Source organism: Microbulbifer maximicatervae (SeqCode) (assembly GCF_052467325.1).
The window spans coordinates 3,456,606-3,468,431 of record NZ_CP174310.1; the positions used below are offsets into that span (position 1 = coordinate 3,456,606).

The window sequence follows — 11,826 nt, forward strand, 5'->3', positions numbered from 1 at the left end:
GAAAAATGCATGAGGACCGGGAGTCCGGCCCTCAAATCTGAGAAGCTAACTCAAATCAATCCAGGTGGACTTGAGTTCACAGTACTTATCCAGCGCATGTAGCGACTTATCGCGGCCATTTCCAGACTGCTTAAAACCACCAAACGGTACGGTGATATCACCGCCAAAATAGTTATTTACCCAAACAGAGCCGGCGTATATATCCCGGGCCATACGGTGGGCACGACCCAGGTTATTGGTCCAGATACCCGCCGCCAGGCCGTAGATTGAGTCATTGGCTATGGCGAGTGCTTCTTCCTCTGTCTCGAACTCGATAACAGACAGCACCGGGCCAAAGATTTCTTCACGGGCGATCGTCATGTCGCCGGTAACACCGCGAAATACCGTTGGCTCATAGTAGTAACCGCCTGCTACTTCATCTACCGGTTTGCCGCCGCAAACCAATTGCGCACCCTGCTCCAGGCCCTTGGCCACGTAAAATTCAACCGTATCAAACTGGCTGCGATCGATCAGGGCACCCATACGGGTATTTGGGTTTTGAGGATGCCCGGGCTTAAAGCACTCTGCCGCTTTAGCCACTTTTTGAATAAATTCATCGGCAATAGATTTTTCAACCAGCAGACGTGATCCGGCGGTGCAGGTCTCCCCCTGGTTGTAGAAAATGGCCAGGGCCGCTGCTTCTGCCGCCTTATCCAGATCTGCATCGGCAAATACAATATTCGGGCTTTTACCGCCGAGCTCAAGGAAAGTACGCTTGAGGTTGGACTGACCTGAGTACTCGGTCAGGGTTTTGCCTACTTCGGTGGAGCCTGTAAATGTCAGGCAATCGATATCCATATGCAGACCCAAGGCCTTGCCCAAGCTACTTCCCGGTCCCGGTAGCACATTTAACACGCCATCCGGCAGGCCCGCGTCCTTAGCCAGGCCCGCCAGCTTAATCGCTGTCAGCGGTGTGTTAGAAGCGGGCTTCAGGATAACGCTGTTGCCGGTGGCCAGGGCCGGCCCCAGTTTCCAGGCGGTGGTGGATAAAGGGAAGTTCCAGGGCACAATGGCGGCCACCACCCCCAGGGGCATACGGGTAACCAAGCCCAACTCACCGGGGCCGGTTGGGGCCACTTCATCGTAAATCTTGTCGATTGCTTCACCGCTCCAGCGAATCGTAGTGGCCGCTCCAGGGACATCCACGGCCATGGTATCGCCAATCGGCTTACCCGCATCGAGGCTCTCGAGCAGGGCAATTTCCACCAGACTCTCTTCAATCAGCTCTGCAAAGCGCACCATAATTTTTTTGCGCTGCATTGGCGGCATTTTCGACCAAACACCAGACTCGAAGGTTTCCCGAGCCACCTTTACCACCAAATCCGCGTCACTTGGACCGCAGCTGGCAACTTGCGCCAGCTCTTCACCATTTGCGGGATTAAAAGTGGCGCGAGTTTCACCGGAGAGGGCATCGACATAGCTGCCATTGATAAAGGCACGGCCCTCGATTTTCAGTGAGGCCGCCAGAGCCTGCCATTCCTGCAGGTTTTGGGGGACATTATTTTTCGCTGACATGACACACCTCATTTAATTTGGAGATAGTTTTCCCGGTTATATCGAAAATGTGATCACAAATCAAAGGGCTGAAGTCATTCTAAACTAGGCCACCTGCGTTTCCACACGCAGCCAATCATCTTCCAACTGCATCGCCAGATTATCGCCGTGGTGTAATTCGCCCACTCCCGCCGGTGTGCCCGTCAAAACCACATCACCGGGTTCGAGCGTAAAGTAACTGCTGACATAGGCCACCAGATCAAGAATTGGTGTCAGCATATTTTCGGTTTTACCCTGCTGGCGCAGTTCACCGTTCAGCCATAGGGAATAACTGAGCTTGTCCCAGTCCGGCAACCAATCGAGTTTCACAAAGGGAGAAAGAGGGCATGACTTATCGAACCCCTTGGCCTTTTCCCAAGGATGTCCCGCTTTTTTCAGCTTCGTTTGGAGGTCGCGCAAAGTTAAATCCAGGGAGAGGCCCAAGCCAGCAATGGCCCCAGGGACTTCTGCCACGTTGGCATTACTCAAGCGCTTGCCAATCAACAGGGCAAGCTCACCTTCAAAGTGACAACTGCCGCGCCCCGCTGGTAAATGGATGGTGTCTGCCATAGGTACCGCTGCTGTTGCCGGCTTGATAAATAGCAGGGGTTCTTCTGGCACCGGATTATTTAACTCCGCCGCGTGGTCTGCGTAATTGCGCCCCACACAGACAACCTTCCCCAAACCAAACGGTACTTCACTGCCACAGGTAAATTGATGTTGGTACATAGATAAACAAGATAGTTAGGATAGAAATTTCGAATAAAGCCTTGGAGGCTGCATGTGCTATGATCGCGCCTTCGCCAAAATTGCGGCACCCCCGAAGAAGTGATCTAAGCACTTTGCACCTGTTATTCGCACTCAGTGAAGAGATAGTTTATGGCTGCGCACAGTTCCGATCAAAAGAAGTCCCTGCAAAAAGATAAAATCCGCATCCTGTTGCTGGAAGGCGTACACCAGTCCGCCGTCGACTTACTCAGCTCCCGAGGCTACACCAATGTGGAGTACCTCAAGACCTCCCTGCCTGAAGATCAATTGATCGAGAAAATTGCCGATGCGCACTTTATCGGTATTCGCTCGCGTACCCAGTTAACCCGCAAAGTATTGGAACATGCGTCCAAACTGGTAGCCGTAGGCTGTTTTTGCATCGGCACCAATCAGGTGGATTTACAGGCGGCGACGGAACTGGGTATCGCGGTATTTAATGCGCCCTACTCCAACACTCGCAGCGTTGCCGAGCTGATTATTGCCGAAACTATTTTCATGCTGCGCGGTATTCCAGAGAAAAACGCAGTGTGTCATCGCGGCGGCTGGCAGAAGTCAGCGGTGGGCTCATACGAGGCCCGTGGCAAAACCCTGGGCATTATCGGCTACGGTGCTATCGGCTCCCAGGTTTCTGTTATGGCCGAAGCTATCGGGATGCGAGTCAGATTCTACGATGTGATTACCAAGTTGCCGCTGGGCAATGCCACCCAAGTAAACTCACTTCCGGAATTGTTGGCGGAATCCGATGTGGTCTCCCTGCATGTACCAGAGTTGCCTTCCACCAAAATGATGATGGGCGCCGAGCAGATAGCGCAGATGAAGCCCGGCAGTATTCTCCTCAACGCCTCTCGCGGCACTGTGGTAGATATTGATGCCTTGGCAGAAGCACTCAAGAGCAATCACCTGGCCGGTGCGGCGATCGATGTCTTCCCGGTTGAGCCCCGTGGCAACAGCGACGAATTCGTCTCTCCCCTACGCGGAATCGATAAGGCGCTGCTGACCCCTCACGTAGGTGGCTCCACTGTGGAGGCCCAGGAGAATATCGGTACAGAAGTATCGGAGAAACTCGCTCACTACTCCGACAACGGCACCACCACCAGTTCTGTGAACTTCCCGGAAGTTGCACTGCCCGGTCACCTGGATACCCACCGCCTGCTGCATATTCACAAGAATGTGCCCGGTGTGCTGAGCGCCATCAACCAGGTATTCTCAGAAAATGCCATCAATATCTCCGCACAGTTCCTGCAAACCAATGAGACAGTGGGCTATGTAGTGATCGATGTGGACGCAGAGTATTCTGATCTGGCACTGGAAAAATTGAAGAGTATCCCCGGCACCCTGCGCTGCCGCGTGCTTTTCTAAGCCTTTCGGTCGTTGGCGGGTACCCACAAATACCCGCCAATGACACGCCAATCGGAGCCTTCCTCGCGGTAAAAAAGATTGATCCCCCCCGGCCACCGCTTCTACAATGGCCAGACCTATTCTTTTGCTTCAGGCCCAGGTGACCACATCCACGTGCCACCCCTGAACCAAAGCCAGAGTTATCCACAGCAGGTGCTCCCTTGCGTAGTAATGATTCCGCCTCAACCGGCCTTCTCGCCGGGATTTCCGCCTTCCTCATTTGGGGGCTGGCGCCACTGTACTTCAATAAATTACAGGATATTCCCGCTGCGGAAATCCTAGCCCACCGCAGTATCTGGTCGCTGGTACTCGCTATTGGTATTCTGCTGATTGTACGCAAGATGCCGGATTTTCTGGCAACCCTGCGCGACGGCAAGAAGATGCGGATGCTGGCCCTGACCACGGTATTGATCGGCGGTAACTGGCTGGTGTTTATCTGGGCGATCAATAATGGCCATTTGCTCGAGGGCAGCCTGGGTTACTACATCAATCCACTGATCAATATTTTGCTGGGGGTCCTGTTCCTGGGTGAGAAACTGCGGCGACTGCAATGGATCGCTGTGGCGCTGGCCGCTACCGGCATTGCCTATGAGCTTTGGCAGTTTGGTCGCATACCGATCATTGCCCTGTTCCTGGCCTGCTCCTTTGCGCTATACGGTTTGGCCCGCAAGCAGGCCCCTGTGGAAAGCCTTACCGGCCTCGCGGTGGAAACTCTCTTTATATTGCCAGTGGCCGTAATCTACCTGTTTTGGAGCGACAGCCCCACCAGCAACTTGCAGAACAACAGCCTGGAGTTAAACAGCTTACTGCTCTTTGCCGGCCCCATTACCCTGGTTCCCCTGCTGCTGTTTACGATCGCCGCGCGCAGGCTCAACTTATCCACACTGGGCTTCCTGCAATACATCGGCCCCACACTGATGCTGGTGGTCGCCACCCAGGTATTGGGCGAGTCTTTCAGCGAAGAAAAGCTCACCACCTTTATGTTTGTCTGGCTGGGTCTAGCCCTCTATTCTGTCGATGCACTAGCACAGCGGAGAAAGCTGCATCTACAAGGTAAAGCAGCGCTTTAACGGTAAAACCTGTGTAAGAATGGCCGCTAAAATTTACCGAAGGCGGCCATCATGAATTACTCGCCGACAGCCAACCCACCTCAAGTGCGACTGCTACCCAGCAGGCAGCGGTCGCTGACTGTTTTGCTGGCTACTCTGCTTTGGACCCTGCTACTCAGCTTCGGCTGGAAAGGTACTTATACAGAGCTCCTACTGCAAACCAGCACAGCTGCCATATCAGCACTGATTACTTTTTGCCTGTTCGAGCAGTGGCCGTGCAACTTGCCTCAACGATTACCCCGCTGGGTAATACAGGTGGTGGGTGTGGCAATCTCTATTCCACTGACATTGCTAATCCTGTCTCCTGCCTTGACAGAACCGGGGGCACTTCCACTTTGGCAGGACCACAGCCGACACTGGAGTTTTCTCCTGATAGCGGTGACCGGCATGTTATTCGGGCCCTGGCTCGCTATGTCTGCGTTGTTGCGCCAGCGGGATATTGCTGTACGAGAGCAGGCGCAATTTTTTGAACGGCAGCGGGGTGCCCTGGAGCACCAGGCGCTCAATGCGCGGCTGCGTTTATTGCAATCCCAGGTGGCCCCACACTTCTTATTTAATACACTCGCCAATGTACAAGAGCTGGTAGAGTCTTCATCCCCTCAGGCACCCGCACTACTGAACAACCTGATTGCCTACCTGCGCGCCGCAGTACCGAAACTTGAGTCGGAGCAAAGTACCGTCGAGCAAGAGCTAACTCTGGTGCAGGCTTACCTGGGCCTGATGCAAATGCGTATGCCGGATCGCCTGGAATTTTCTATCAACGCTGGTGACGAGGTGCGAGGTCAGTCATGCCTGCCCATGTCTCTAATGTCACTGGTTGAAAATGCCGTCCGCCATGGCATAGACCCCAGTGAGGAAGGGGGACGTATCGATATTGAAATAAAGCTGGAACGGGGCCTCTGTATTACCACCGTCACCGATAGCGGTATCGGCATCCAGGACAATTCCAACAGTCTCGGGACAGGGTTGGCAACTTTGAGAGAGCGGCTACAACTGACCTATGGCGATAGTGCAGGCTTGCGTTTGATCGGCCAACAGCCCACAGGTCTTTGTGCCGAATTGCTATTCCCTGCCGAGGAGCAAATATGAGTGCCACGCCCACCACCGCCCTAGTAGCTGACGACGAACCACTGCTGCGCCAGTCTTTGGTCCGCAAACTCAAAAGTGTCTGGCCGGAGCTGAAGGTTGTTGCGGAGGCCCGCAATGGTCGTGAAGCCGTAGAACTATTTGAAGAAAAGCAGCCCGATATCTGTTTTCTGGATATCCATATGCCAGGCAAGTCCGGTATTGAGGCAGCTCAGAGTATCGGGCGTCGGGCCCATTTAGTTTTCGTTACCGCATACGACAACTACGCCGTGGAAGCTTTTAGCCAGGGTGCACTGGACTACCTGGTAAAACCGGTAGAGATTGATCGGCTCGCCGATACCGCCGAGCGGCTTAGGGAAAGGCTCAGCAGTTGCAAACCCGTCAATCATCAACAGGAGTTACTCGAGCAATTAGCGAGACAGCTTCAATCCAAGGGAGACAAACCATACCTCCGCTGGATTCGCGCTTCCATAGGCCAGCAATTGCGGATGATACCGGTAGAAGATGTGCACTATTTGCGTTCAGATGAGAAATATACCCTGGTAGCCTGGAGCGAATCCGGCAATAACAATCTGGAGGCCTGTATTCGCACACCATTAAAGGATCTAACCCACCAACTTGACCCCGAACTCTTTGCCCAGGTTCATCGCTCTGTTGTCGTCAATTTAAAGGCCGTCCGCCATGTAATAAGGGACGGAGATACCGCTCAAATTACCTTGCTAAATAGGGAGGAAATACTCCCCGTAAGCCGGCGTTACTTGCATCTATTCCGCCAAATGTAATCAGTCTGTCAGTAGGGGGCATTTAAAATCCAATTTTTTCTCCGATGTAGGTCCGTAGAGATTTTCCCGAATTTATTGGACAGCATTAATTCTTGAACGAGAATTACATAAATCTCCATAAGATTGCCGGAAAGTTCAATGAGCCGCCACTTCCTTTTCCTTGCCATTCTGACACTTGCATTTATCTCGGAAAATATATTTGGCCAGGACAAAACCAACGACGTAAAGTTTGAAACACTAGTTTCCTCTACAAAGGACTGGGAAGGACATTCCCTACCAAAAGTGAAACCGGGGCAACCGGAATTAACGATTGTTAGCGTTACTATTCCGGTGGGTGAACAGATGCCCGTACACAAGCATCCAGTGCTAAATGGTGTTTATGTAGCAGAGGGCACTTTAACCATTGTACTCCCAGGACAGAAGGAAACGCTTACTCTGGGGGCAGGTAAGGCATTTATCGAAGTTACCGATAAATGGCATTATGGGCGCAATGATGGTGATACTCCGGTAACTATTATTCTCTTTTACTCGGGCCTGGAAGGACAGCCAACCACCATCTATAAAAATCCTGATGACAAACTAAGTTAATAGCAGCCTAAATCCTGATCCTTTACAGGGCATGAGTCCACGTCATCTACAGACTTGACCAAAATTTTTAATCATCTTTTTGTACGTTTAAAAATGTCTGCATATCCTTGGTATGTATTTTCCGCACCGACTGGAATCTATAAAACCATGCGACTGATCGTTGATATATTTGCCACTCTTGCCCTCGGGGTGTTCTTTGCGATTTCAAGCTTGGCCGAGCAGCCTGAATCTCTGAAGCGTTACCCACCTTATGTGGAAGATGATGGCAAAATGCACATCTACTTTTGTGGAACTGGCACGCCAGATCCGGCCTATCAATACTTGCGCCATCCCGCCTGCGTTGCTATTCGCAGCAGTGGGAAACTATTCCTCGTCGATGCCGGCGAAGGAGCTACAGCAAGAATTGGCCAGCTCGGCCTTAATCTCGCCCAGCTGGACCCCATTTTTATTACCCACTGGCACTCGGATCACTTTGGTGGTTTGGCCATGGTGATCAACGAGTCCTGGTTTGTTGGTGCCGACTCGCCTATTAATGTCTACGGACCCTACGGCATCCATCGCATTTTGGATGGAATTAACAAGAGTTTTGGGCCGGACATCCTTTTTCGATCGGCAAATAGGCAGGGAATTCTCGATCCAGTCCTAGCGGTCGCCACTCCCCACCTAGTGAATATTGCCGGGGATCAAAGCGAGGTCGTACAAGATGTGTGGCACCACAGGGATACCTATGTCTCTGTGTTTGCCGTACATCACGAACCGGTTTTTCCCGCATTTGGTTACGAGATACGTTTTGGCCCCTGTAAAGTCATCATTACTGGTGATACCCATGTTTTCGATGCGCTAGAGCCAATTGAACGGGATGCCGATCTACTGATTTCTGAGGCTCTCAGCTATGCCCAATACATCAGCAAGCTGAAGCAAACCGGGGATAACCGTCGCGCTCGTTTGCGATATGAGAAGGCAAATCAAATTATCCACTACCATTCCAATACTCTGGACATTGCCAAGATGGCAACCAAAGCGGGGGTAAAATCGGTGGCCTTAACACACCTAATACCACCTCCCGTTACTGAAGCTGACAAGGTCGGTTTTATAAAGGGAATGCGTAAATTCTATTCGGGCCCAATCCGGGTAATGGATGACCTGGATGAAGTTGTGCTATCGGACAATGGACAGGGTACCTGTAAGGTTGAATACCCTACTAACAGAGTTCCCACAAGTGCAAAACTGACTTCGGAGAAAAGTGATAAACCCCGCAAGAAGCCAGCCTCCACACCGAGTCCCTCCGAATCCAAGAAAGCCAGCCTCCACACCGAGTCCCTCCGAATCCAAGAAAGCCAGTCAACAACCCGATTAACAGCAGGCTAAACAGTGTGAGCCGCATACAGTTGGCGGCTCACAAAACTTCTGGATGGCCATACCATCCCAAATCACTTATCTCACTATTCCGCACTTCAAACCACGCTTTCCGCAGCCCATGCCTAGCTGGGTAGCGCACAACTCAATATTCCAATAGGTTTCTTTGCATACAGTGACTCTAAAGAGACCACCATGGCGTCAATAGCTAGTACCCCACACCCAATAGTCGTAGTACCGCTAGAGATACAGAAGCTTTACCTCTATTCACAACAGAACAACACCATAAGTACGTCTTTGCTGACCATATTCTTCTTATGAAATTCCAGCTGATTACCGTGGTTGGAAGTTCACCGTAGCACCCTTTATATAGCTACAGCGACTAGGACCTAACCAACTTTTGGCTCTCTATCTGTCAATTTGATTTTACAAGGATATAAAATGACTCAAAAAGAATATGCCAGACTTTCTGGGCTTATTTATTTACTTACCATCTTGTTGGGAATATTTTCTTTAGTATACGTGCCTTCGCAAATTCCCATAATATGGGAAAGCGCACCATTAACAGCACAAAACATCCTGAAATATGAATTTCTATATAGATTAGGAATTTTAGGCGGGATACTTCTTTATATACTATTTTCAATACTGCCACTAGCGTTATATCGCACATTTGCACCTGTAAATAGGGGATGTGCGTCATTAATGGTTGTTTTGGCCCTCACCAGTATTCCATTTACTCTACTCAATATAGTTAACAAAGTTGACGCTCTCACACTTCTTAGCGGAGCAGAATATCTCCTAACTTTTGAAAAAGAACAAATTTTTACTCAGGTATTATTGTTATTAAAATCGTACAGCAACGGAATCCAAATCATCCAGGTTCTCTGGGGATTATGGTTATTTCCTTTCGGATACCTGGTCTACAAATCAAACTTACTACCAAAAATACTGGGCATACTGTTAATGGCAGGATGCCTTAGCTATTTAGTAAGGTTCTGCGCAAGTTTACTTTTCCCTGAATATCAAATCCCCGCTTTTATTAGAGTACCCGCCTCTCTAGGGGAGATTGGAACCTGTTTATGGTTACTAATTTTGGGTATTAGAACTCCACCAACTATTACCGAATCAAATCAAAAGTTATCTATCAGTAAGAGCGGGGGCATGTCATGAACGATAAAGACAACTTAAAGAGCACATCGGCCAAGCTCACTGACAATCATATAGATGTTAGGATTAAAATAGCCGGGCTATGGGCTTCAGTAGTACTACTTTACATCTATGGGGATTTCTTTGGGCTATTTAAGACAGGAAAAATAGATAGCATAATTGAGGGGTTCGGGCCATTTGGAACAGTCACACAAGAGTCACTACTTGCTGTATCAATCATCGTGTCACTCCCCTGCATTATGGTTGCTCTTACTTTATTACTTAAACCATCTATCTCTCGCTGGATAAATATTATTACATCCTCAGTTTTCATTATTTTCTTATTTGTAACATTTTTAATGTCCACCTGGTATTTCTACTTCTATCTGGGATTTATCGAGATTATTCTCAAATTAGCTATTATTTGGCTGGCTTGGCGCTGGCCACATGAAGAGCATTAATAGAGTTTTTGACCAAAGGAGAAGGAAAGAAAATATTGTGCTTGGGCACCGCCGTATAAGGCATGGATGGCGCCTTCGACCTTATCGGGGAAATTTACAGAGTGTTCATTTCTTCTAACTAAGGAGCCTCTGAATAACTCCGTAATGCCTCTGCGGGTCTTGAAGGCTGCAGATGTTAGGCGCAGCTAGCCGCGAATGGCCTAGTCCTTTGCAAGAGCTGCAACACAGCAGCTGTGGCCTTCAAGGCCCGCCCTTCGGGGCTTACAGAGCGATTCACGCTCCGCGTTGCGACTTCTTGAAAGGTCTAGACATTCCTGCGAAGCCGCGCCTTGATTGTGAACCGCTCTGTATGCCAGAGGTATCACGGAGTTATTCAGAGGCTCCCTAAGTAGATTCCCTAAGGCTTTCCGAGTGAAAAGTGCAAGTCAAAACTCTGCGAGTTGAGTGCTACAAGTTATCGCTCACAGCCTATTTGGTTAACCACTCATCCATCGCCGCTAATATTTGATGGCGATAAGGTTGGGTTTCGTTAATCATCTGGTGCCGAGCGCCGCGTATCAATACCCGATGGCAATTGGGAAAACGATTCCGAACAGCATGAAGGCCATAACGCCAATCAACGGTTTTATCATCCGTTCCCTGTACCAAAAGGATCGGGCGTGGGTTGCGTGCCGTGCGGGGAAATGTCTGCAACCAATCCACCATCGCCCTGAGCCAGCTCATAGAGATTGATTGAGATTGAAGGGGGTCCCTGAGTGCCTGACGTCGAGAAAACTCCACATCGTGGGTATTAATCGTAAAGGCCCGGCCGGGTTCGCGGATAAACAGGCGGCCCACATAATATTTCCAGCGATTTAGCCAGGCCCAGTTTGACGGCCTTACCAAGGGAGCCAACAAAAAGACCTTATCCAGAGGCTGCCAGCGGCTGTATTGCAGATGGGCCAGTAGTGCAGCGCCACCGGTGCTCTGGCCCATTGCATGCCAGGGCCCGGGCAACTTATTTCGCGCAATTTCCAACAGTCCATCAAACGCCTGGCGGTATTGCAGGAAAGTATGGATAGCTACACGCTCACCACTGGATAAACCATGTCCGGGGAAATCAAAAATCACTACATTGAGATCCCGCTCCAGGCCAAAGCGGATTGCCGGACCATAAATACCCGTATGATCAAAATAGCCATGGCAAATAAACAAAGTGCCCTTGGGATTCTCGACCATCCAATACTGTGAAACCAATTCAAATCCGGCAACTTTAAATGTGCCTACCCCGGTCTTATGGGCTCGTGGAAAATGCAAATCGTAAAAATTACGATAATCCCGCAGCTCTTTGCACAGAGGGGTTTCGTCAGCGCCAAAATCCAGTTCAGGCAACTTCTGACGCAATGCAGAGTAGTCCGGGCGCTTTATTACCGGACTATTATCGTAGGTGCTGAGGTCTTGCAAAGTATCCATTAGTGCAATGGTACTGCATTTTGGCGATAGGGGTAGTGATATCGTAGCGGGAAAGACAACCTGAAAAGAAAAAGGTGGGCATAGAGCCCACCTCTTCGCAACAGT

General features: G+C 50.2%; 11 protein-coding genes. 8 read left to right on the top strand and 3 right to left on the bottom strand.

Translation table 11 applies throughout. The annotated features are described in order from the left end of the window. Positions 1–45: 45 nt before the first annotated feature. Positions 46–1,554 (bottom strand): aldehyde dehydrogenase, encoded by a 1,509-nt coding sequence (locus ACJJIE_RS15390; RefSeq protein WP_282930888.1) that lies wholly within the window; start codon positions 1,552–1,554, stop codon positions 46–48. 84 nt (positions 1,555–1,638) lie between these two features. After that, on the bottom strand, positions 1,639–2,301 hold the full coding sequence (locus tag ACJJIE_RS15395) for a fumarylacetoacetate hydrolase family protein (RefSeq protein WP_282930887.1): 663 nt from the start codon (positions 2,299–2,301) through the stop codon (positions 1,639–1,641). Between the two features lie 150 nt (positions 2,302–2,451). Between ACJJIE_RS15395 and serA the strand changes: the two genes are divergently transcribed. The 8 genes from serA (at position 2,452) to ACJJIE_RS15435 (ending at position 10,269) form a co-directional block, all read left to right on the top strand. Next, positions 2,452–3,699, top strand: a complete 1,248-nt coding sequence (serA, locus tag ACJJIE_RS15400) for a phosphoglycerate dehydrogenase (protein ID WP_282930886.1) — start codon at positions 2,452–2,454, stop codon at positions 3,697–3,699. Positions 3,700–3,899: 200 nt separating this feature from the next. Beyond that, entirely contained in the window at positions 3,900–4,808 is a 909-nt protein-coding gene (gene rarD / locus ACJJIE_RS15405; RefSeq protein WP_444892258.1) for an EamA family transporter RarD, read from the top strand. 51 nt (positions 4,809–4,859) lie between these two features. Continuing rightward, the gene (locus ACJJIE_RS15410) at positions 4,860–5,936 is read left to right on the top strand and encodes a sensor histidine kinase (protein WP_444892259.1); all 1,077 of its coding nucleotides are present in this window, start codon (positions 4,860–4,862) and stop codon (positions 5,934–5,936) included. Beyond that, positions 5,933–6,715 carry a LytR/AlgR family response regulator transcription factor gene (locus tag ACJJIE_RS15415; protein WP_444892260.1) on the top strand — a complete coding sequence of 261 codons (783 nt, stop codon included), beginning with the start codon at positions 5,933–5,935 and terminating at the stop codon, positions 6,713–6,715. Before ACJJIE_RS15410 ends, ACJJIE_RS15415 begins: the two co-directional genes overlap by 4 nt. Before the next feature lie 138 nt (positions 6,716–6,853). Continuing rightward, positions 6,854–7,303 carry a cupin domain-containing protein gene (locus ACJJIE_RS15420; RefSeq protein WP_444892261.1) on the top strand — a complete coding sequence of 150 codons (450 nt, stop codon included), beginning with the start codon at positions 6,854–6,856 and terminating at the stop codon, positions 7,301–7,303. Between the two features lie 147 nt (positions 7,304–7,450). Continuing rightward, positions 7,451–8,671, top strand: a complete 1,221-nt coding sequence (locus tag ACJJIE_RS15425; RefSeq protein WP_444892262.1) for an MBL fold metallo-hydrolase — start codon at positions 7,451–7,453, stop codon at positions 8,669–8,671. 429 nt (positions 8,672–9,100) lie between these two features. After that, positions 9,101–9,832, top strand: coding sequence for a DUF4386 domain-containing protein (locus tag ACJJIE_RS15430; RefSeq protein ID WP_444892263.1), 732 nt, complete (start codon positions 9,101–9,103; stop codon positions 9,830–9,832). Further along, on the top strand, positions 9,829–10,269 hold the full coding sequence (locus tag ACJJIE_RS15435) for a DUF6326 family protein (RefSeq protein ID WP_444892264.1): 441 nt from the start codon (positions 9,829–9,831) through the stop codon (positions 10,267–10,269). Before ACJJIE_RS15430 ends, ACJJIE_RS15435 begins: the two co-directional genes overlap by 4 nt. A gap of 468 nt (positions 10,270–10,737) precedes the next feature. Here the strand turns inward: ACJJIE_RS15435 and ACJJIE_RS15440 are convergent, their stop codons facing one another. Continuing rightward, positions 10,738–11,721, bottom strand: a complete 984-nt coding sequence (locus tag ACJJIE_RS15440; RefSeq protein WP_282930879.1) for an alpha/beta hydrolase — start codon at positions 11,719–11,721, stop codon at positions 10,738–10,740. Between the last annotated feature and the right edge of the window lie 105 nt (positions 11,722–11,826).

Coding starts and splice junctions, on each gene's coding strand:
- ACJJIE_RS15390 (WP_282930888.1), bottom strand. CDS start 1,554: ATGTCAGCGAAAAATAATGTCCCCCAAAACCTGCAGGAATGGCAGGCT.
- ACJJIE_RS15395 (WP_282930887.1), bottom strand. CDS start 2,301: ATGTACCAACATCAATTTACCTGTGGCAGTGAAGTACCGTTTGGTTTG.
- serA (WP_282930886.1), top strand. CDS start 2,452: ATGGCTGCGCACAGTTCCGATCAAAAGAAGTCCCTGCAAAAAGATAAA.
- ACJJIE_RS15410 (WP_444892259.1), top strand. CDS start 4,860: ATGAATTACTCGCCGACAGCCAACCCACCTCAAGTGCGACTGCTACCC.
- ACJJIE_RS15415 (WP_444892260.1), top strand. CDS start 5,933: ATGAGTGCCACGCCCACCACCGCCCTAGTAGCTGACGACGAACCACTG.
- ACJJIE_RS15420 (WP_444892261.1), top strand. CDS start 6,854: ATGAGCCGCCACTTCCTTTTCCTTGCCATTCTGACACTTGCATTTATC.
- ACJJIE_RS15425 (WP_444892262.1), top strand. CDS start 7,451: ATGCGACTGATCGTTGATATATTTGCCACTCTTGCCCTCGGGGTGTTC.
- ACJJIE_RS15430 (WP_444892263.1), top strand. CDS start 9,101: ATGACTCAAAAAGAATATGCCAGACTTTCTGGGCTTATTTATTTACTT.
- ACJJIE_RS15435 (WP_444892264.1), top strand. CDS start 9,829: ATGAACGATAAAGACAACTTAAAGAGCACATCGGCCAAGCTCACTGAC.
- ACJJIE_RS15440 (WP_282930879.1), bottom strand. CDS start 11,721: ATGGATACTTTGCAAGACCTCAGCACCTACGATAATAGTCCGGTAATA.